The sequence below is a fragment of the Methanobrevibacter sp. genome, from assembly GCF_045541095.1.
In the GTDB taxonomy this organism is placed as follows: Archaea; Methanobacteriota; Methanobacteria; order Methanobacteriales; family Methanobacteriaceae; genus Methanocatella.
Map to the genome: position 1 here is coordinate 1 of NZ_JAZQIJ010000119.1, position 21,303 is coordinate 21,303.

Annotated in this window: 18 protein-coding genes; 12 read left to right on the forward strand and 6 right to left on the reverse strand. The window is 36.2% G+C overall.

The features are described from left to right. Positions 1-54 precede the first annotated feature (54 nt). Positions 55-1,263 carry a GMC family oxidoreductase N-terminal domain-containing protein gene (locus ACKI2P_RS04895; RefSeq protein ID WP_407375545.1) on the forward strand — a complete coding sequence of 403 codons (1,209 nt, stop codon included), beginning with the start codon at positions 55-57 and terminating at the stop codon, positions 1,261-1,263. A gap of 5 nt (positions 1,264-1,268) precedes the next feature. On the opposite strand, the gene pyrI is transcribed toward ACKI2P_RS04895, so the two are convergent. Genes pyrI through hisA form a run of 5 tightly spaced genes read right to left on the reverse strand, consistent with a single transcriptional unit; the run spans position 1,269 to position 4,504 of the window. Next, positions 1,269-1,748 (reverse strand): aspartate carbamoyltransferase regulatory subunit, encoded by a 480-nt coding sequence (gene pyrI, locus ACKI2P_RS04900; protein ID WP_407375547.1) that lies wholly within the window; start codon positions 1,746-1,748, stop codon positions 1,269-1,271. Positions 1,749-1,757: 9 nt separating this feature from the next. Further along, positions 1,758-2,246 (reverse strand): flavodoxin family protein, encoded by a 489-nt coding sequence (locus ACKI2P_RS04905; RefSeq protein ID WP_407375549.1) that lies wholly within the window; start codon positions 2,244-2,246, stop codon positions 1,758-1,760. A gap of 18 nt (positions 2,247-2,264) precedes the next feature. Then, the gene (gene argC / locus ACKI2P_RS04910; RefSeq protein ID WP_407375551.1) at positions 2,265-3,287 is read right to left on the reverse strand and encodes an N-acetyl-gamma-glutamyl-phosphate reductase; all 1,023 of its coding nucleotides are present in this window, start codon (positions 3,285-3,287) and stop codon (positions 2,265-2,267) included. A 12-nt stretch (positions 3,288-3,299) separates the two neighbouring features. Beyond that, the gene (locus ACKI2P_RS04915; RefSeq protein ID WP_407375580.1) at positions 3,300-3,764 is read right to left on the reverse strand and encodes an adenylyltransferase/cytidyltransferase family protein; all 465 of its coding nucleotides are present in this window, start codon (positions 3,762-3,764) and stop codon (positions 3,300-3,302) included. Next, positions 3,761-4,504 (reverse strand): 1-(5-phosphoribosyl)-5-[(5-phosphoribosylamino)methylideneamino]imidazole-4-carboxamide isomerase, encoded by a 744-nt coding sequence (gene hisA / locus ACKI2P_RS04920; RefSeq protein WP_407375553.1) that lies wholly within the window; start codon positions 4,502-4,504, stop codon positions 3,761-3,763. The genes ACKI2P_RS04915 and hisA overlap by 4 nt, the downstream gene beginning before the upstream one ends. Positions 4,505-4,611: 107 nt before the next feature. Here hisA and ACKI2P_RS04925 point away from each other — a divergent pair, with 107 nt between their 5' ends. The 11 genes from ACKI2P_RS04925 to ACKI2P_RS04975 all read left to right on the forward strand — a co-directional run bounded on the left by ACKI2P_RS04925 (position 4,612) and on the right by ACKI2P_RS04975 (position 20,270). Next, positions 4,612-5,562 (forward strand): helix-turn-helix domain-containing protein, encoded by a 951-nt coding sequence (locus ACKI2P_RS04925; RefSeq protein ID WP_407375555.1) that lies wholly within the window; start codon positions 4,612-4,614, stop codon positions 5,560-5,562. A gap of 221 nt (positions 5,563-5,783) precedes the next feature. Beyond that, complete coding sequence (locus ACKI2P_RS04930) at positions 5,784-7,574, forward strand: ABC transporter ATP-binding protein (protein WP_407375557.1); 1,791 nt, start codon at positions 5,784-5,786, stop codon at positions 7,572-7,574. After that, the gene (locus ACKI2P_RS04935; RefSeq protein ID WP_407375559.1) at positions 7,574-9,319 is read left to right on the forward strand and encodes an ABC transporter ATP-binding protein; all 1,746 of its coding nucleotides are present in this window, start codon (positions 7,574-7,576) and stop codon (positions 9,317-9,319) included. Before ACKI2P_RS04930 ends, ACKI2P_RS04935 begins: the two co-directional genes overlap by 1 nt. A 50-nt stretch (positions 9,320-9,369) precedes the next feature. Next, complete coding sequence (locus ACKI2P_RS04940) at positions 9,370-9,951, forward strand: MptD family putative ECF transporter S component (protein WP_407375563.1); 582 nt, start codon at positions 9,370-9,372, stop codon at positions 9,949-9,951. 9 nt (positions 9,952-9,960) lie between these two features. Further along, positions 9,961-10,680, forward strand: coding sequence for an energy-coupling factor transporter transmembrane component T (locus tag ACKI2P_RS04945; protein WP_407375565.1), 720 nt, complete (start codon positions 9,961-9,963; stop codon positions 10,678-10,680). Beyond that, positions 10,673-12,112: an ABC transporter ATP-binding protein gene (locus tag ACKI2P_RS04950; RefSeq protein ID WP_407375567.1), complete on the forward strand. Its 1,440-nt coding sequence runs from the start codon at positions 10,673-10,675 to the stop codon at positions 12,110-12,112. The genes ACKI2P_RS04945 and ACKI2P_RS04950 overlap by 8 nt, the downstream gene beginning before the upstream one ends. A 177-nt stretch (positions 12,113-12,289) precedes the next feature. Further along, on the forward strand, positions 12,290-12,994 hold the full coding sequence (locus ACKI2P_RS04955) for an ABC transporter ATP-binding protein (protein ID WP_407375568.1): 705 nt from the start codon (positions 12,290-12,292) through the stop codon (positions 12,992-12,994). Positions 12,995-12,998: 4 nt separating this feature from the next. After that, complete coding sequence (locus tag ACKI2P_RS04960) at positions 12,999-15,269, forward strand: ABC transporter permease (protein ID WP_407375570.1); 2,271 nt, start codon at positions 12,999-13,001, stop codon at positions 15,267-15,269. Continuing rightward, positions 15,270-17,540, forward strand: coding sequence for an ABC transporter permease (locus ACKI2P_RS04965; RefSeq protein WP_407375572.1), 2,271 nt, complete (start codon positions 15,270-15,272; stop codon positions 17,538-17,540). 85 nt (positions 17,541-17,625) lie between these two features. Beyond that, positions 17,626-17,847: a hypothetical protein gene (locus ACKI2P_RS04970; RefSeq protein ID WP_407375574.1), complete on the forward strand. Its 222-nt coding sequence runs from the start codon at positions 17,626-17,628 to the stop codon at positions 17,845-17,847. Positions 17,848-18,080: 233 nt separating this feature from the next. Continuing rightward, positions 18,081-20,270, forward strand: coding sequence for an FtsX-like permease family protein (locus ACKI2P_RS04975; RefSeq protein ID WP_407375576.1), 2,190 nt, complete (start codon positions 18,081-18,083; stop codon positions 20,268-20,270). A 147-nt stretch (positions 20,271-20,417) separates the two neighbouring features. Here ACKI2P_RS04975 and ACKI2P_RS04980 read toward each other — a convergent pair whose 3' ends face one another. Then, a complete protein-coding gene (locus ACKI2P_RS04980; RefSeq protein ID WP_407375578.1) occupies positions 20,418-21,140 on the reverse strand; it encodes a DUF4012 domain-containing protein in 723 nt (240 codons plus the stop codon). Positions 21,141-21,303: the final 163 nt, after the last annotated feature.

Sequence of the window (21,303 nt, forward strand, 5' to 3'; positions counted from 1 at the left end):
TACTAGTAAATCAAAATATTAATTCAGATATGTTTAATGAATTAAGGTGATGTGATGGTTATAGTTGTAGGCACAGGTGCCGGTGGGGGAATTATAGCTCGTGAACTTGCAAAAAATGGAATTAACGTTACAATTTTTGAAAAAGGACCATATATAAAGTCCAAAGATGCTTTTAACTATTATGATGCATACAATAAGGGAGTTGATTTGCTTACAACAACCTGTATTGGCGGCTCAACAATTGTGTCGATGTCGAATATGGTAAGGGCTCTTGACAGCGAACTACTCGATTACGGCATTGACCTGACTGAGGCCTATGAATATGTTGAAGATTTGCTGAACGTGCATGACCTTGACGATTCACATATAGGTAAAGGAACACAGCTGTTTTTGGATGCCGCTAATGAACTTGGCCTTAAAACCATGAAAATGCCGAAGGCAATCCGGGAAGAGGACTGCATTCAATGTGGAAGGTGCGCATTCGGATGTCCTGCAGATGCAAAATGGTCAGGTAAGGACTTTGTTGACGAAGCCGTTGAAGCAGGAGCAACTCTGATAACTGATGCTGAGGTTCTTTCAGTTTCACTGAAGGATGTTGAGGCACATGGTATTGTCTATGTTAAAGATGGTGAACGAAAAGTCATGAGGGATGATATTGTAATATTGGCTGCAGGAGCCATAGGCTCTACTTTGATTTTAAGGCAAACCGGAATTGATGCGGGAGAGGAACTGTTTATAGATCCATTCGTAACTGTCGGAGGATATCTCAAGGACATCAATTTCAATACTGAAGTACAGATGGCAGGGCTGGTTGTCGGTAAAAACTTCGTTTTGTCACCTCACTTTTCATCTTTCATCAGACAAAACATAGTATATGATGACGTTGAGGATAAGGATATCCTTTCAATAATGGTAAAAACTCCTGATGAATGTAAAGGTAAAATATATAATGACGGATCCATTTTCAAGGAAAATACAATTGAAGACATCAGATATCTGGCTGAAGGGGTGGCTACTGCAGGAATGATTCTGGAAAAGGCAGGGGTTGACCCGACCACTATTGGTTCAACATTCTATAGGGGAGCCCATCCTGGTGGAACCGCAAAAATAGGTGATGTGGTTGACAGCAATCTTGAAACCGGTATCAGCAACTTATTTGTCTGTGATGCAAGTGTGCTTCCGATATCTCCTGGAAAACCACCTATTCTGACAATACTTGCATTGGCTAAAAGATTGGCAGATTATATAATAAAAAATAAATAGGAAGATTATTCGAATTGCTTTTCGATATCTTCTGTTTTAATTAATTTTTCACAGTAATGGCACCTGACGACAGGTGGGTATTTTTCAATAACATTAAATTTAGGTGTTATAGGTTCATTTTCATAATTTGTAATGCATTTCGGATTTGTGCACTTGATGATGGATGTAATCTTGTCTGGAAGTGAAATCTTATACTTTTTAACAGGTTCAAAATCTCTGATAATGTTTATTGTAGCATTTGGAGCGATTAATGCAACCTGATTGAGTTCTGTGTGGTATAATTCTCTGTTTTCAATTTTCAAGATGTCCTTTCTTCCAATTTCACTTGATGAGACATTCATAGCTACTGTAACATTTATAACTTCGGAATTTGGAAGTCCGAGAATTTTGAGAATATGCAACGATTTGTTTGCAGTGATGTGGTCTATCACGGTTCCGTTTTCAATAGCCTTGATTTTCAATTCTGTTTTGTCTTTTTTAGTCATGAATCCCACCTAATACATTTTCAAATCTTTAATTTCTATAATAGCTTCGGTATCATTAATAATCTGTTTTGGTGTTTTGTTTTTGGTTGCAAGTGTAAAGCTTTCAATAACTCTTGCTCCACGCATTTTGACCTTTTCTTCAAGTCTTTTAATGTTTGTTTCACCACGGTTGCTGTCCATTGTGGCAAACAGGACAACATCCTTTTTTGTAAGGTTGCATCTGTCGATTATTGTCAATATTGCTGGGGTAGGATTTCCGGACCATGTCGGTGTGCCGAAGTATATTGTGTCATACTGTGTCAAATCAACATTGGAGGGAGTAATGTTTGTTTTTGATTCCCTGAATGCATTGATTGAGGAAATAAGTCTGTTTCCAAAACCGTCACGTTTTTTCAAATCGTGGATTCTAACCAAGTCTGCATTCAGCTTTTGGGCTAATGTTTTAGCCACCAAATCGGTTTTTCCTCCAAGTGAATAATAGACTATTATTCTTTTCATTTCAATCACCTTTCATTTTTAAGGATGAAGACCTAGATGAGTCAAACCTAATGTTTCGTCAATGCCGAGGATAATGTTCATGTTCTGTATGGCCTGACCTGATGCACCTTTTACCAGGTTGTCGATTGCGGAAAGCATCACAAGTCTTCCGGTTTCGTCTATTTCAAATCCTCCGATGTGGACGAAGTTTGATCCTCTCACGGAACTTAGGTGTGGAATTTCACCTTCATCCATAAGCTTGATAAAGAATTCTTCTCCGTATTCATTTTCGTAAAGTTTCCTGATTTCTTCAGGGGTAATGTCAATATTATCATCATTTAAGAAGCTGTGGCTTGTGGTCTGGATTCCTCTGATGACCGGAACCAGATGTGGTGTAAATGATACTTTTACATCTTCAAATCCGTGGAGTTCCTGCTGGATTTCGGACATGTGCCTGTGTGATGAAATTTTGTAAGGGTTCACGTTGTCTGCAATGTTTGGGTAATGTGTAGTTGCAGATGCTTTAACTCCGGCTCCGCTTACTCCTGTTTTTGAATCTATGATGATTCTATCGACCAGGTTGTTTTTAACCAACGGATATGATGACAGGATTGCGCCTGTTGGGAAGCATCCTGGGTTAGCTACAAGGTCTGATTTTTTGATTTCGTCCCTGTACAGTTCAGGCAGTCCGAATGCACCTTTGTTTTTGCTGTCGGTGTGTTCCATTCCGTACCATTTTTCATAGACTGCAGTATCTCTGTACCTGTAGTCTCCGCTCAAGTCAACCACTTTCATTCCGGCATCCAAAAGTTCTGGAACAATCTTCATTGATGCTCCGTGTGGTGTTGCGGTAAATGCAACGTCAACATCCAAGTCGGATGGGCTTTTGTTTGTAAATACAAGTCCTGAATCCCTTACGTGTGGATGGATTTTATGTGCTGGGGTTCCATCATATTGTCTTGATGTAATGTCTGTCACTTCAACTTCAGGATGGTTTAAAAGCATTCTTAAAAGTTCTCCACCTGTATATCCACTTGCTCCAATAATAGCTACTTTAAACATATAATAATCTCCTTAATCTTCACAATGATCCATAATTTTTCCTTTAAAATCGGTATTTTGAATTTTTCTAATGATTTTACAACTGCTGTCCAGCTGACAATCTCTATATTTTTCAATTCGTACTGCTTTAGCTTTAAGGCCTCTTTTGTCTATGGCGGCTTGCAATTTATCAATATCATGATTTTGGTCAGCGCCAACGGTAATGATGTCGGGGTCTATTTCTCTAACGATTTTGAACACATCTCCATTTGCATCGCCTAAAAACGCATCAGTTACTGGTTTCATCATTTTGATTAACTCCAATCTTTGATCTTCACCAACGATAGGCACTCTTTTTCTTCTCTCAACAGTAGCATCTCTTGCTACAACAACATAAAGCTCAGCATCTTCTCCTCCAAGTTTTTTGGACTCTTCCAGGTAAACTCCGTGTCCAGGATGAAGTATATCGAATGTTCCGGTCGCCATTACTTTCATTATATTATCCTCTTTTGATATTTTAAAGCTTCAGTTAAATCAATTTTATTTTTATAAAGGGCGGAACCGATAACAATTCCTTCAACACCACTTTCATTCAACTTTTTTATGTCGTCTATTGTGGTGATTCCGCCTGAATAAACAATAGGTAAATCCACTGATTTTTTCAGCTCTTCTACAGGGTCTGTGTAAAATCCGCCTAAAAGGCCTTCAACGTCAACATTTGTAAATAGGATGCTGCCTGCTCCATGTTCCTTGAACTCGGCTGAAAGCTCAACAGGGTTTTTGTCTATCTTTTCCTGCCAGCCTTTAATAACAACTTTGTTGTCCTTGCTGTCAAGGGAAATCATTATTCTTTCAGAGCCGTATTCTTCTGCTAGTTTTGTAATGGTTTCAGGATGCTGAATTCCCATAGTTCCGATGATTAGCCTTTCAATGTCAAGGTCCAATAGTTGGCGGGCATATTCAAGGCTTCTGATTCCTCCTCCAAGCTGGATTGGAACGGATACTTCATTCAATATTTTTTTGATAATATCAAAGCTTGCAACTCCGTTGATGGTTCCATCCAAATCAATAACATGGATATTTTTAGCTCCCAAATCTTCCCAATGCTTAGCAACTTTTTCAGGATTTTCTATTTCAACCATTTCACTTCCAGGTTCGCCCTGAACAAGCTGCACGCATTTTCCATTCTTAATGTCTACTGCAGGCATTATTAACATTTCATCTTTTTTAAATGACATTTACATTTCCCTGTAATATTTTATTATAATATAACTTTTTGTTTTGAAATGATTTATATGTATTGTTTCTGTTCATTTTAAATAAAATAGAACTCAAAATTATTCTCATGAATGAAAATCTCTACAACATGTTTGATGATATTCTTGTTTCTGATTTCAATATTATAGATAAAGGAATAAAAAAGGTAGTTGAACTTGGTAAAAATGGCGAATACGGTAAAATGGAAACCTATTCAATATTTACGGGAATAATTTTGTCTTATATTGATATGCACATTGAAAATATGGAAAATGTTTTTTTCGAGGATAACATTTCATCAAGGATGCTTGAAATCAACCACTGTGCTTCCGGCAGATATGCCTATCAGGTTGGAGATGACAGAATAATATACTTTGAAAAAGGGGATTTGTGCATAAGCATATCTGATGTTACAAAATCTGTTTCAGATTTTCCACTGGGATATTATAAGGGTTTGGAGATTTTCATGGACATTGATGTTGCAAATGAATCCATCAAAAGATATCTTCCTGATTTTGATATAGTTGAGTTTTATGAAGGTTTGAAGAAAAGCAACGGTTATGTTTTAATCAGATCAAACGAGAGGATTGACCATGTTATAGGTGAGCTTTATGATGTTGATGAGCGAATTAAACTGGATTATTTCAGATTGAAATGCATTGAACTGATGCTGTTTTTCTCCATTACTGAGTTTAGGGACAATGATAAACTGTCTCTTTCAAGAAAACAGGCGAATATAGTTGAAAACGTTAAAAATGATTTAATAAATGATCTGGAAAGTCAAATAACCATTGATGAGCTGGCCTCAAAATATAGAATCAGCAAAACATCACTTAAAAGCTGTTTCAGGGAAGTTTATGGAAAGCCAATTTTCCGCTGGAGAAAGGAGTACCGGCTTGATTATGCCTGTAAATTAATTGAACAGGATGAGCTGACAATTTCTGAAATTTCAAAAAGGGTGGGTTATTCATCACCGTCAAAATTTACCCAGGCATTCAAGGATTATATAGGATGCACACCTTCTGAATTTAGAAAATAATGTTTTGTCTTTTTGGTATATTATTCGCCTTTTCAGTTCAAAAATATTTATATACTAATTTTATTCATACTTTAAATTGAATATTGGTTTATCTAATTAATTTTAACAAAATTACTTTAAATTTGTCTTTTATTTATTTTTTAAGCGATTTTAGTATTTTGTCTTTTTAGATTAGTTTTAATTTTTTAGGTATGCCTAAATTAACTTATTAGGAGATTTAAATGTCAAAAATTCAAAATAAAAATAAATTTATACGATTACTTAATTTTTCTGGTAACTATAAGTATTTATCCATCATTGGGATGGTATTATCAGCTTTAAGTGCTATATGTTTATTGATTCCATTCATTTATATCTGGGATGTGGTTAATGCATTATTGGCAGTCGCCTCAGATTTCACAAAAGCCCAAAACCTGGGAGAATATGCATTCAATGCATTCCTTTTTGCAGTTTTGGGAATAGCACTAAACTTCTGCGGATTGATGGGAACACACTTATCAGCATTTAAAAATGAAAAGAACATGAAAGATGCAGCAGTAAAACACCTGCTCAAACTCCCCCTTGGATACTTTTCAAACCACACAAGCGGTGGACTTAGAAAGGTAATTGACTATTCAACTGCAAAAACCGAAACATTTCTGGCCCACCAGCTGTTTGACCTTACCGGAGCCATTATAACTCCAATAGCATTTTTAATATTGCTCTTCAGTTTTGACTGGATTTTGGGAGTGGTTTGTCTTATTCCGATAATATTATGTTTCCTTTTCATGTATCCTATGTTTTCAAAGGAATCCCAGAATATCATGGCTGAATATCAGATGTATCTTGAAAAGATGAACGGCGAAGCGGTGGAATATGTAAGGGGAATACCTGTTACCAAAGCATTTCAGCAAAGTGTCTATTCATTTAAAAACTTCATAACAGCAATAAGAAACTACGGTAAATTCTCAGCAGAATATTCACTGTCCACACAGCTTCCGATGACTGCATTTACAGTATCAATCAACGGATTTTTCGCATTGCTGATCCCGGCAGGAATACTTCTTGCAGGATCCCTTGTGGATGTAAAATTCTTTGCCAATTTCATGTTTTACGTAATATTCACTCCAATATGTGCAGTGATGATGAACAGGATAATGACAGTTTCACAGGATTGGATGATGGCAAGCTATGCACTGGACGGCATTGAAGCTATTCTAAATGAAGAACCTCTTCCAGAGGCAGCTAACCCTCAAAAGCCTAAAAACCATTCAATTTCATTTGAAGGAGTCTATTTTGACTATGATGATACAGACTCAGATGAACACATCCTGAATGATGTAAATCTTAAGATTGATGAAAACGATTCTGTTGCACTGGTCGGACCTTCAGGAGGTGGAAAAACCACAATTGCATCATTGATTCCAAGATTCTGGGACGTTAAAGAAGGTTCAATCAAGGTCGGTGATGTGGATGTAAGGGACATCTCGACAAAGGAACTTATGGAAAACATCTCATTCGTATTCCAGAACACTACACTGTTCAAGGATTCAATTTACAATAACGTGGCAATAGGCCGAAAAGGCGCTTCAAGGGATGATGTCAAAAAGGCACTGAGCCTTGCCCAATGCGATGACATTATCGACGAGCTTCCAGATGGAATCGATACGGTTATCGGAAGCGAAGGAACCTATCTTTCAGGAGGCCAGCAGCAGAGAATTGCACTTGCAAGGGCAATACTGAAAGACGCTCCTATCATTATTCTCGATGAAGCAACAGCACTGGCTGACCCTGAAAACGAATACCTGATTCAAAAGGCGATTTCTGAAATTACCAAAGACAAGACTGTAATCATGATAGCACACAGGCTGTCAACAGTCAGAAACGTTGATAAGATTTACGTTGTTGACAGCGGAAGAATTGTCGAAGAAGGAAATCATGACTCATTGGTTGAGGAAAATGGACTTTATTCAAGAATGTGGGATGAATTCAACCAATCCATACAGTGGAAAGTAAAAAGCGAGGCGATATAATGATATCTGAATTTTTCCAGAAAAGATTCGGACTTACAAAAGACGGATCAGATAACTTAATCAAGGGAATTGTTTACACAATGCTTGTTGACATCTCATTCATGTTTCCTGTAGGATTATACGCCCTTTTAATCTATATGTGGATTGAGCCATTAACAGGCGGCGAGATAATCGAACCGAATCTTGGAATGTTTATACTGCTGATACTGATTGTTTTAGGAATAATATTTGCATTTGCTTGGAAACAGTATCATTTCGTTTTCAACACCACCTATGTTGAAAGTGAAAACAGAAGAGTCAATCTTGGTGAAAACTTGAGAAAACTGCCTCTGTCATTTTTTGAAAACAGGGACCTTGCAGATTTGACCTCAACAATAATGAATGACTGTACTGATTTGGAGCATGTCTTTTCACATGCGGTTCCACAATTGCTTGGTTCCATATTTTCCCTGTGTCTGGTTTCTGTAGGAATGTTTGTATTTGACTGGAGACTTGCTATAGCGCTCCTGTGGGTAGTTCCCGTCGCATTTGTCATATTGTATGTCTCAAAAGGACTCATCTATAAAGGCGGAGATTTGGTGCTAAAGGATTTGCTCAACTGCGGAGATGCAATGCAGGAATGCATTGAATCCATAAGGGACTTGAAATCATACAACTATGAAGAAGAATACTACGGCAAAATAAGCGGCCTTACATCCATAATCGAAAAGTCAAGACTTAAATCAGAACTGATGTCTGCTGCAGGTGTCATTACAGGTAAAGTAGTTTTAAACCTTGGAATAGTTTCAGTAATCCTTTTAGGTTCATACCTAATTTTAAACTCACAGGTATCAATTTTCACACTATTGATATTCCTGATAGCTTCTGCAACCGTTTATTCACCTCTGGAAAACGGTCTGATGTTTTTAGCAGAAATATTGATGATGGACAATAAGATTGCAAGGGCCCAGGAAATCGAAAGCCTTGTTGTTGAAGGAGGATTAACCGATTACACTCTGGACGGATATGATGTTGAATTCAAAAACGTCAATTTCAATTACGATGATTTAAAGGACGTGCTGACAGATATCTCATTTACTGCACGTCAGGGCGAAGTGACAGCTCTTGTCGGACCGTCAGGAGGCGGTAAATCAACAGTTTCAAAACTTGCAGCGAGATTTTGGGATCCCGTTTCAGGTGAGGTCTGCCTGGGCGGTCAGAATCTGTCCAAACTGGATTCAGAAAAACTTCTGGAAAACTTCTCAATTGTTTTCCAGGATGTAATTCTCTTTAACAATACCATTCTGGAAAATATTCGTGTCGGAAGAAAGGATGCAACTGATGAGGAGGTTATCCAAGCAGCTAAACTTGCAGAATGTGATGAATTTGTAGCCAAGCTTCCTGACGGATACAATACAGTAATCGGTGAAAACGGAGAGCTGTTGTCAGGCGGCCAGAGACAGAGGATATCCATTGCAAGGGCACTTCTAAAGGATGCCAATGTAATTCTGTTGGATGAAGCCACATCATTTTTGGATGTTGAAAACGAATCAAAAATCCAAAAGGCACTCTCTGAGCTAATCAAAAACAAAACAGTAATCATCATTGCACACAGAATGCGTACAATCGCCAATGCCGACAAGATTGTTGTTTTGGATGATGGAAGAATTGCAGAGCAGGGTTCTCCTGACGAACTGATAGCTAATGATGGACTGTTTAAAAGGATGGTCGATTTGCAAAACTTAAGTGGAGAATGGAAAATATAATTCTCCCTTTGATTCTCATTACACAATAAAAAATTTAGGAGGAAATTTCAATGAGCGAAAGATTTGAAGTAAAAGATTTAATCACTGTAGGTATATTTTCAGTGATAATGATTGTTTTAGTATTTGTATGCGGCATGCTGGGTTATGTTCCAATATTGATGATAGGTCTGCCGATAATTGCCGCATTGGTTTGTGGAATCCCGTACATGCTGTTTTTAACAAGGGTAAACAAGTTTGGAATGGTTACATTAATGGGTTTGATTTTAGGAATCATAATGTTTTTAAGCGGCCATACTTGGATTCCAATCATAGTATTTACCTTATGTGCATTTGTAGCAGACTTAATCCTTAAAATGGGAAATTACTCTTCAATAAAACACTCCATTGTAAGTCATGGTGTTTTCATTTTAGGAGTATTTGGAAACATGCTTCCGTTTTTCATCTTAAGAGATTACTTTGTGGAGTCAATCCGTGCATCAATGGGATCAGACTATGTAAATGTAATCCTGCCGTTTTTAACCAATGAAATGTTGATTGTATTGATAATTGTAACATTCATAGTTGGAATCTGCAGTGCATATGTCGGTAAAATCGTTTTGAAAAAACATTTTGAAAAGGCAGGAATTGCATAAGGCGATATTATGGGATTGGAACTAAGCTTTAAATTGGACCCTAGAACCAAGATAATTATTCTTGCATTAATAAGTTTCATGGTTTTTAATGATACTTCCATATATGTCAGCGGATTATTAGTTTTAATTCCATTTATTTGCCTATTTTTTTCAAATCATAAAAAATCTGCTTTAATATACATTTTATTGTATATTTTAGCTAAATATATTCAAATTAACATTCTCCCTACTGCAACAGGAATTTTAGCAATATTGCTGATTACTTTCAGCTACACTGCTTCAAGAATGTTGCCGATAATTATGATGGGATATTATACTATAATCACTACAAAAGTAAGCGAATTTATAGCTTCAATGGAAAAGAGCAATATTCCTAAAGACATTTCCATTCCAATTTCAGTTATTTTCAGATATATCCCATCAGTTATTGAAGAGATAAGGTCAATTACAAATGCAATGAAAATGAGAGGATTCGGACTAACGGTTAAATCCCTAAAAAACCCATTAAAATTAATTGAATTTTATATGATTCCAATCCTTATAAGTGCGGTAAAGACTGCAGATGAACTTTCAGCGGCTTCTCTTACAAGAGGATTGGGTAATCCAGAAAAAAGAACTCATCTGGTTCAAGTTAATTTCACAAAATGGGATTTTTTGTTTTTGGCTATTTCAATAATGGGCTTTGGAATTTATGCATATAATTTCATAAGAGGTGTTTTGATTGCTTAGGATGGATAATGTTTCATTTTCTTACGCTAGCGATAAAAATTTAAGTGATGTTAATCTCAGTGTCAAAAAAGGTGAAGTGATACTTCTTTGCGGTGAATCAGGTTGCGGCAAAACAACAATAACTCGTTTTTTAAATGGGTTGATTCCAAATTTCTTTGACGGTAAAAGGGAAGGGGATGTTTATTTAAATGATGATGAAATAGGCGAAATGCCGATTCATGAAATTTCAAAGCATATAGGGTCTGTTTTTCAAAACCCAAAAACACAATTTTTTAATGTCGACACGACCAGCGAAATTGTTTTCGGATGTGAAAATCTCTCTATGGACGTTGATGAGATAAGAAAACGACTTGATTATGTTATGGATGATTTTAAAATAAATCATCTTTTGGACAAGAGCATTTTCAAACTGTCCGGTGGTGAAAAGCAGAAAATTGCCTGCGCATCAGTATCTACCGTTAATCCGGATATTCTGATTCTTGATGAGCCCTCATCTAATCTGGACTCAAAGTCCAGTTGGGATTTGGAGGATATAATCAAAAACTGGAAAAATCAGGGAAAAACAGTAATCATAGCAGAACATAAACTGTTCTTTTTAGGGGATGTTGTTGACAGGGTTCTGTTTTTAAAAAATGGACGTATTGCCAATGAATGGTCACTTGAAGAATTTAAACAGGCCAATCACAGGGATTTAGGTTTAAGACAGCTTAATCTGGAAAATATTGCAAGTAAAAGGAAGGAATATTATTCTTCAAAAAATGAATTTTTGGAACTTAAAAAATTTAAGTTCAGCTATGGAAAGACCCAAATTTTGGATATTGACGATGTTAAAATCCCAAAAAATGAAATTATTGCAATTATAGGTAAGAACGGAGCCGGAAAATCCACATTTGCAAACTGTTTATGCGGCCTTAAAAGGTCATGCAAAGGTGAATTGATTTCTGACGGCAAAGCTTTAAAAAGAAAGGATAGGCTTAAAAAAACTTATATGGTAATGCAGGATGTAAATCATCAGTTGTTCACAGAAAGTGTTCTTGATGAAGTTCTTCTGAGCATGGATGAAGAGGATATCAAAAGAGCTGAAGAAATTCTCACAAATCTAAATTTAATTCATCTCAAAGACGCCCATCCGATGGCATTGTCTGGTGGTGAAAAGCAGAGAGTAGCTATTGCTTCAGCTATTGCTTCCGGAAAGGAACTGCTTATTTTTGATGAGCCGACAAGCGGTTTGGATTTGAAAAATATGATGAAAGTCAGTGAGAACTTAAAATATCTTCAAAGCCTTGGGATTACTTCATTTATTATTACTCATGATTATGAACTTATAATGGAAGTATGTTCTCATATTTTGCATTTTGAAAATGGAAAAATAATAGGTAACTATAAAATAAATGAAGAAAAGCTTAAAGAGTTTTTCTTAAATGATTGCTAATGATAAATTAGCATGATTTTCTTTTTTTACTGTCGGCTTTTTACTTGTTTATAATAATTCAAAACAAGTTAACAATATTACAATAATTCAAAATAATTTTTAGGAGTACCTAAATTTAAATAGTTTATAAAATATATATTATAATGATTAAAAAAATTAAATAAGAAGGCAATATTAATGAGTACAATTATTGAATTTAAAAATGTGAATAAGGAGTATAAATCTGGAGATCACATTTTAAAAGCTATGGATGATGTGAATTTTACAATTGAAGAAGGGGAATTTGTTGTAATTCTTGGGCCGTCAGGTGCGGGTAAGTCAACTTTATTAAACCTTTTGGGGGGTTTGGATTCTGTTACTTCAGGTCAGATTATCGTAAATGGCAGCCATGTCGAGTCCTTCAACGACAATCAGCTTACAAGTTACAGGGCTAAAAACGTTGGTTTCATTTTCCAGTTTTACAATCTGATTCCAAATTTAACAGCTTTAGAAAATGTTGAGCTAATGAAAGACATTGTAGATGTGGATATCAATGGATTAAATGTCCTTGACTCAGTTGGTCTTAGGGACCATGCAAATCAGTTCCCTGCACAGTTGTCTGGTGGAGAACAGCAAAGAGTATCAATTGCAAGGGCAGTAGCTAAAAGGCCTACAATGCTTTTATGTGATGAGCCAACAGGTGCGCTGGACTCAAAAACAGGTGTTTTAATTTTAAACCTGCTTCAGGATATGAGCAACAATCACAATACCACTGTTATTATTGTAACCCACAATGCAATTTTGGCTGAAGCCGCTGATAAGGTTATCAGAATCAAGAACGGCCAGATAGAAAATATTGTCGTCAATGAAAATCCGCAGAAGGTCACTGATTTAGAATGGTGAGTGTATGCTTGCTCGAAAGATGTTAAGAGACATCGCCAAGCACAAAGCTCAGTTTATATCTATTTTTTTAATGGCATTTTTAGGAGTTTTTGTTTTTGCCGGTGTCGGCGGAGAATCAGTTGGCCTGGAAGTTAATGTCAATAACTTTTATGAAGACACTAACCTGGCTGACGGATGGATTTATTCTTATGGAATAAATGAAATTTTCTTATATCAAGTAGATGCATTGGGTGCAACCACTCAAATGGAAAGGCAGTTGGTAGTGGATTCGGTGGCGAACTTCAGCAACGACCCAGATATAACACTGCATTTTGTTGAAAACAACACAATATCAAAATTCTATCTGCTTGAAGGTGAAAAGCTTGATATTAATGACAGTGATGGGGTATGGCTCGACAAGAGCTTTGCAGATGCAAAAGGCCTGAAAGTTGGAGACAACATCAGCTTTGAATTCGAAGGCTATGAAATAGAAAAGAAAATCCGTGGTCTAGGATATTCACCAGAATATGTATATCATGCTTCCACTTCATCAGTAATACCTGATTTCAACAAAATCGGTTTTGCTTACATGTCCTATAAGGCATTTCCTGGGGATAACATTTCTTATAATGTTTTGGAAGTCAAGTTTGACGGAACTCCTGAAAACTATAATGACATACTGTCTTATCATATGGATGGTTACTACAGTTCTTTTGTTGAAAGGTCAGAGCATACCAGTGTCAGTCAATTTGCCGATGAGATGGACCAGCACAGAATGATGGGAGATATTTTCCCAGTTGTTTTTATTCTGATTGCAATGTTAATCCTTTTAACAACAATGACAAGAATAATCGCCCATCAAAGAACACAAATAGGAATTTTAAAGGCCAGCGGATTTAAAAACAGTTCAATAATACTGCATTACATATCTTATGGCTTCTGGCTGGTGCTGGCAGGTTCCATTTTGGGATTGATTTTGGGACCTATGACATTACCGCAGCTCTTTTACCCTTCAATGAGTGCAACATATAAGCTTCCTTCATGGGATCCTGCATGGAGCATGAATTTTGTGTATGTGGCTGTTTTGATGGTATTTATGTCACTTGCGGTTTCATACTATTCAGTAAAAAGCATTTCTGATGAAAAACCTGCAGATACAATAAAACCGAAAGTGCCGAAGATTTCCAGTTCAGGATTTTTAGAAAAATTGTCAATCTGGAAACGTCTATCATTCAACGTTCGCTGGAACTGGCGTGATGCAAAAAGGAATAAGTTCAGAGCATTGATGACAATAATCGGTGTAATAGGATGCAGTGCACTTCTCGTATGTGCATTTGGAATGTATGATGGAATGAACGACTTGAAGGAATGGGAATACAATCAGATTAATCATTATGACTCAAAACTTGTGATTGATGAAAATGCAACTGAATCAGTCATTGATGATGTTGCCGAAGCGGTCAACGGTGAAAAGCTAATGGAATCTGCCATTGAAATTGAATCGGACAATGGCAAAAAGTCAGGTTCGCTGACAGTGCTGAACAATTCTAAGCTGGTTACCCCAACAGATTATGACTGGAATAAGGTTGAAATCGCTGACGATGAGGTTTCAATATCACAGAAGATGGCCGACATGCTTGATGTTAAAGTAGGTGACACTGTAAAATGGCATATAATGGGTTCAGATAAATGGGTCAATACAAAGATTGATAAAATCCATGCAGACCCGATATCTCAGGGATTCATAATGTCTGCAGATAAGCTGGAAGACCTTGACTTGAACTATACTGCAACAAGTATCGTAACAGCAGAACCTGTGGATAAGGACTATGACGGAGTTAAGGCAGTCAATTCAATGGCAAACATGACAAGTAGCTGGGATGAGCTTACCGAGTCAATGTGGCTTTTAATATACATATTGATATTTTTCGCATGCCTTTTAGCAGTAATTGTTCTGTATAATTTGGGATTGCTGTCATTCACTGAAATAGAAAGGGAAATTGCAACACTGAAAGTTTTAGGATTTAAAAGCAGTGCTCTTAGAAGGCTCCTTCTAACACAGAACTTATGGTTTACAGCTATTGGATTTATTTTGGGTCTTCCTGTAGGATATCTGATACTGTCAATAATGTGGGAATCATCAGGGGATTCATTTTATATCCTGCCTTCCATATCCCTTTCAAACTTTATACTGACTGCAGTGATAACATTCGCATTGTCAATAATCGTCAATCTGATGTTTTCACGTAAAATCAAGAAGCTGGATATGGTTGAATCACTTAAAAGCGGTGAGTAAATGTTAGCAAAAAAGATGATTAGGGATATAAAGAATCATAAGATTCAATTTATCTCTATTTTTTTAATGGCATTTTTAGGTATTTACGTATTTGTAGGATTCGGTGCTGAATCATTCGGATTTGTAGAAACTGCCGGTGAATATTATAATGAAACAAATCTTGCTGACGGATGGATTTATGCTTCCAACTTAAATGGTGATTTTCAGGATGATGTGAACAGCCTGTCATTGACAAAGGACTCTGAGCGTCAGCTGGTGGTAAACTCGATTGCCGATTTTGACAATAATCCCGACATCACCCTGCACTTTCTGGAGGATGAAGACATATCCAAGTTTTATTTGGTAAAAGGCAGTGAATTTAACCTCTCTGATGGTGAAGGGGTATGGCTTGATACCCGTTTTGCAGATGCCAAGAACTTAACTGTCGGAGATAACATAACATTCGAATTCAACGGCATTGAAGTTGAAAAGGAAATTAAGGGATTGGGATATTCTCCAGAGCATCTATATCAAACTTCAGATTCATCCATGATACCTGACTATAACAAGATGGGTTTTGCTTACATGTCATATAAGGCATTTCCTATGGATGAGGTTCCATACAATGTCCTGCTTGTAAAATATGACGGAAACTCTTCAGCATATGAAAAACAGCTTGACAATGATTTGGACAGAGATTATTCTTCATTCCTTCCAAGGGCTCAGCATCCGAGTTTCGCAGAATTTCAGGATGAAACCGAACAGCATCAGATGATGACAGATGTAATTCCACTTATATTCATCATAATTTCAATGCTGACACTTCTCACAACAATGACAAGAATCATCAACAGTCAAAGAACTCAGATAGGTGTATTGAAGGCATTAGGATTTAAAAACAGGACAATAATGTTCCACTATATCTCATACGGTTTCTGGATGGTACTGGCTGGAACAATTCTGGGCTTTATCCTCGGACCTATAACACTTCCTCAAATAATGTTTGATGAGATGTCAAGCTTATATTCAATTCCAAACTGGATAGTCGGATTTGATATGAGTTTCATTATAGTTTCCGTTTTGATGGTGGGGCTGTCAGCCGTTATCTCATATCTCGCCTGCAGAAATATTGTAAATGAATCGCCGTCAAGTGCGATAAGGCCAAAAGTTCCAAAAATCACTACAACTGGATTCATTGAGAGGTTTTCCTTTTGGAAAAAGTCTTCATTCAATGTAAGGTGGAACTATCGTGATGCTAAAAGGAATAAGTTCCGATCTTTAATGAGTATTGTTGGGGTCCTTGCATGCACATTAATCATTGTGGCTTCATTTGGATGCATGGACGGTTTTGATGAGATGAAAGAATGGTCATATGAGGATATTAACCATTATTCATCAAAGCTGGTTCTGGAGGAAAATGCCACCCAATCACAGATTGACAATATCGTTGAGGAGGTTGACGGCGAAAGATTCATGGAGTCATCGATTGAAATAAAGGCAAACGACATTAAAAAATCGGGCGTTATAACAGTACTTGATGACAATGAACTGTATACTCCGACAGATGACAACAAAAATCCGATAAACATTTCTGATAATGAGATATCCATATCCAAGAAGATGGCTCAGCTGCTGGATGTTAAAGTTGGTGACACTGTCAAATGGCACATAATGGATTCAGACAAATGGGTTTCAACAAAGATTGATAACATCCATTCAGATCCGACCTCTCAGGGAATAATCCTGACAAAGGAAAAGCTGGATGATTTGGGTTTGAACTACACAGAAACCAGTATAATTTCATCTCAGGATGTTAAAGATAATTACACGGGTGTAAAAACAGTATTCTCAATGGATTCATTAACTGACAGTTGGGATGAAATGATGGAATCTTCAATGAGCATAATATATCTTCTTGCAGCTTTTGCGGCAATACTGTCAGTCATTGTATTGTACAATCTTGGATTGCTGTCATTTACAGAGATTAAAAGGGAATTTGCCACATTGAAGGTTTTAGGTTTCAAGTCATCTCATCTAAGGAAGCTATTGTTAACACAAAATCTGTGGTTTACAACAATTGGTTTCCTGATTGGTGTTCCATTGGGTCGTGAAACACTGCAGTATCTGTGGGGAACAATGGGAGATTCATTCTACCTTAAAGCTACAATTTCAATCAAAACATTGGTGATAACATTTTTGATTACCTATGTGGTTTCAATACTCGTCAATCTGATGTTTTCCGGTAAAATTAAAAAATTAAATATGGTGGAATCCTTGAAAGATAATGAATAAGGATTCTGTTTTCCCTTTTTCATACTCGCTTAGTGACAAAAACTTTAAAGATTACAACTTGAAATTATTATTTGTGGTGAGTATCATGGTTGAAGTTACTGGTGAGTCAAAATATATGGATCTGTTGAATGAGTATCCCTTGCTTAAAACAGATTTGGTAAAGAATAATCATAAGTTCAAATTTCTGGTTACTCCTATGGGAAAGATTTCCCTGTGGGAGGCAAATCTTGAGGAAGTAAGTGAGAAAGCTGAAATGAGTGTTGATGAAACGGTCTCACTTTTCCAGAAATTGATTAATTCATATTAGTTCATATATATCCGCAATATCATTGAAGTTAAATTTGCCAAATCGTTAATGTTAATGTGAATTATGATTAATCATTTTTAAGGATGTCCAAATTTTCTTTAATTTAATTTATTCTTTTTTTCATTTAGTTAAATTTTTTAATATTTGATTTCCAAAATAATAATATGTCACTGTCCAAGAAAATGTTGAGGGATATAAAACTTAATAAAACACAGTTTATTGCAATATTCCTAATGGCATTTATAGGTATTTTCGCTTACTCGGGGATTTATGCCGAATACTACGGATTGGAGCAGACTTCCAATGCATTTTACACAGATACCAATCTGGCTGACGGATGGATTTACAACACTACTTTTGATGATTCTTCAGTAGATAAAATAAGTGAATTTTCAACACAAACGGACAGACAGATTGTCGTCCAGTCTGTTGCGGACATGGAAAACAATCCCGACATTACGCTTAATTTTGTAGAAAACGCAACGATTTCAAAATTCTATTCGACTGAAGGTGAAGACTTCAATCCTTCAGATGATTCCGGTGTATGGCTGGACAAGCGCTTTGCAGACGGGCGTGACTTGCATGTTGGAGATAACATCACCTTCGAATTTAACGGACACACATTAAAAAAGGAAATTAAAGGAATCGGATATTCTCCGGAATATGTATATGAGGTATCTCCAAGTTCACTTATACCCGATTTTTCACAGATGGGATTTGCATATCTGTCAAGTGAAGCATATCCTGAAAATCAGGAATACAATACATTGCTTGTAAAATATAATATTTCTGATGAGGATTTTAAGGAAAAATTGGATGATTCAGTAAGCTATTTGTCATTTACCAAAAAAGAGGATCATTTAAGTGTTTCCAATTTTGCAAATGAAATGGCGCAGCACAAGATGATAGGGGATGTTTTCCCGATTGTATTTATCCTGGTTACATTTCTAACCCTTCTAACAACAATGACAAGGATTGTCACTCATCAGCGTACTCAAATAGGGATATTAAAGGCAGTGGGTTTTAAAGACAGCACAATCATTCTGCACTTTATATCTTATGCATTCTGGCCTGTATTGGCAGGTGCGGTTTTAGGTTTGATTACAGGACCTATGATAATTCCACAGATGTTTTATCCAACAATGACAAATCGTTTCAGTATGCCTATCTGGGAACCGGGCTTTGATATGAGTTTTGTATACATTGCAGTATTGCTGGTGTTATTGTCAGTCATGGTTACATATGTCACATGCAGGAGAATATCAAAGGAAAATCCTGCAAATACCATGAGGCCAAAAGCTCCGAACATGTCCTCAAAGAGTTTTATTGAAAAATCAAGGTTATGGAATCATTTGAATTTCAATCTGCGCTGGAACTGGAGGGATGCAAGAAGAAATAAGTTCCGAGCATTGATGGCAATAATTGGAGTTATGGGTTGTGTTGCACTTTTAATCGCCGCTTTCGGTATGAATGACAGTCTAAACGAATTGGAGTCATGGGAATATGATGACATATCTCATTATGGCGCTAAACTGCAGATTTCCAATAATGCAAATCCAAATGAATTGTATTATATTTTAAATGACACCAACGGAAGTTTTATCATGCAGCAGTCAATTGAAATCAAAGCCAATGATAATGAGGATACGGTAACGCTTTTAGCTTCAAACAATACTGATTTAATATCCTATACTGATAGCGATAGAAATCAGATTGAAATAAAAGAGGGTGATGTTTCAATTTCAGCTAAACTCGCAGACAAATTCAATCTGGGCATCGGTGATGAAATCCATTGGCATATTGTCGGAAGCGATGAATGGGTAACTTCAAAAATAGGTCAGATTCATGCGGAACCTATTTCCCAAGGTTTAATCATGTCTCCTGATACATTGGAAGATCAGGGATTGAATTTCACTCCGACAAACATACTGACTCCTGACAAGTTTGGTGAAAACTACGAATCTATCAAATCAGTTACAAGCATTGATAAAATGAGGGATAGCTGGGATGAAATGACAACATCTGTAATGATGATGGTTTATGTCGTCACGGTTGTTGCAGTAATATTGGCTATTCTGGTAATATACAATTTAGGAATATTGTCATTTACTGAAATGGAAAGAGAAATCGCTACATTAAAAGTTCTGGGTTTTAAAACAAATGTATTAAGAAAACTGCTCCTAACACAGAATCTGATTTTTACAGCTATTGGATATCTTTTGGGAATTCCAGTAGGATTCTATTTCATGACATTGATGCTGAATGCAGCAGGAGATTCTCTTTATTATATTCCTTCACTGACATTGGAAAACCTTCTTTTGACAGCAGGAATAACATTTGCAATATCAATTGGTGTTAATCTGCTGTTTTCAGATAAGATAAATGATTTGAATATGGTTGAGGCATTAAAAGATGTCGACTGATTATAGATGTAATTAAATTAAACATGTTTTTGATTATATCAATCTAATTTTAAAAAAAGATGTTTGTTTTGTTAAACATATGTGTATGTATTAAATAAAAAAAGTTCTTTAAAGAAATAAATTCTTTAAAGATTAAAATTTTATAAATCAACCTGCTAGTTGTTCGATACCTTTTGTTGCAAGTAGTTTTGTAAATGAACCTTCAGGTTTCATGATAATGTTTCCTTTGGAGTATTCTTCTAATGCCTTATTGATCATGGTACTTTTCTTTTCAGGATCTTTTGTAACATTAGCAAGTGCTTTTGCTAATTCCATGACAGCATCTCCTCTGGACATGTTTCCCGGAACATTTTCATTACTTGCATACCCGTTATATGCATCGTTTTGACGAACCATATCTGCAGCGGTTAGGTTAGAGACTTTACCGTTGAAGTATAATGGTCTGATAGAATCAATGATGTTATCCAATCCTTCATCGTAAACGATAACTACTGCATCTGCATGCATTCCAGTATTTGCTTCAACGATTTCTTTTGCATATTCGACACCTTGGTCAACTCCGTCCCAAAGCGAATCGTGAAGCATCATACGTCCACCTATATCGGCGGCTGCGGGTTGTGTAGGGTGTGACATTCCACCTGGATATATTGGTGTATAGTTTTTAAGGGATCCGTTTTCCAAACGAACCATGAATGCCATATCTACTCCACCATTAGGTTGTTCATATTTATCAGAAGCTAAAACAAGTATATTCTTGGTTTCACTTGTAAGGTCAGGACCGGCCATAAATAGTGAGCCCCCTATCATTGCTAGTAAACCAATTAGAACAACAAGTTCAATAGCTATAATAAGTTTTTTCTTTCTCATCATGTTAAATTCACATACCTAATTTAATGCATAATAAAATTCATAATAATTTATTATTATTTTAATCTTTATTTATTTCTACATATAAATATTATTGCATATAGCATTCTTTTTACTATTTTTTGTTAAAAAATTATTTTTTTAAAATAATGCATTTTTAGGTATT

Excerpts from the sequence above, each read along its gene's own strand:
- ACKI2P_RS04895 (WP_407375545.1), top strand. The coding sequence starts at position 55 with ATGGTTATAGTTGTAGGCACAGGTGCCGGTGGGGGAATTATAGCTCGT.
- pyrI (WP_407375547.1), bottom strand. The coding sequence starts at position 1,748 with ATGACTAAAAAAGACAAAACAGAATTGAAAATCAAGGCTATTGAAAAC.
- ACKI2P_RS04905 (WP_407375549.1), bottom strand. The coding sequence starts at position 2,246 with ATGAAAAGAATAATAGTCTATTATTCACTTGGAGGAAAAACCGATTTG.
- argC (WP_407375551.1), bottom strand. The coding sequence starts at position 3,287 with ATGTTTAAAGTAGCTATTATTGGAGCAAGTGGATATACAGGTGGAGAA.
- hisA (WP_407375553.1), bottom strand. The coding sequence starts at position 4,504 with ATGTCATTTAAAAAAGATGAAATGTTAATAATGCCTGCAGTAGACATT.
- ACKI2P_RS04925 (WP_407375555.1), top strand. The coding sequence starts at position 4,612 with ATGAATGAAAATCTCTACAACATGTTTGATGATATTCTTGTTTCTGAT.
- ACKI2P_RS04930 (WP_407375557.1), top strand. The coding sequence starts at position 5,784 with ATGTCAAAAATTCAAAATAAAAATAAATTTATACGATTACTTAATTTT.
- ACKI2P_RS04935 (WP_407375559.1), top strand. The coding sequence starts at position 7,574 with ATGATATCTGAATTTTTCCAGAAAAGATTCGGACTTACAAAAGACGGA.
- ACKI2P_RS04940 (WP_407375563.1), top strand. The coding sequence starts at position 9,370 with ATGAGCGAAAGATTTGAAGTAAAAGATTTAATCACTGTAGGTATATTT.
- ACKI2P_RS04945 (WP_407375565.1), top strand. The coding sequence starts at position 9,961 with ATGGGATTGGAACTAAGCTTTAAATTGGACCCTAGAACCAAGATAATT.
- ACKI2P_RS04955 (WP_407375568.1), top strand. The coding sequence starts at position 12,290 with ATGAGTACAATTATTGAATTTAAAAATGTGAATAAGGAGTATAAATCT.
- ACKI2P_RS04960 (WP_407375570.1), top strand. The coding sequence starts at position 12,999 with ATGCTTGCTCGAAAGATGTTAAGAGACATCGCCAAGCACAAAGCTCAG.
- ACKI2P_RS04965 (WP_407375572.1), top strand. The coding sequence starts at position 15,270 with ATGTTAGCAAAAAAGATGATTAGGGATATAAAGAATCATAAGATTCAA.
- ACKI2P_RS04970 (WP_407375574.1), top strand. The coding sequence starts at position 17,626 with ATGGTTGAAGTTACTGGTGAGTCAAAATATATGGATCTGTTGAATGAG.
- ACKI2P_RS04975 (WP_407375576.1), top strand. The coding sequence starts at position 18,081 with ATGGCATTTATAGGTATTTTCGCTTACTCGGGGATTTATGCCGAATAC.
- ACKI2P_RS04980 (WP_407375578.1), bottom strand. The coding sequence starts at position 21,140 with ATGATGAGAAAGAAAAAACTTATTATAGCTATTGAACTTGTTGTTCTA.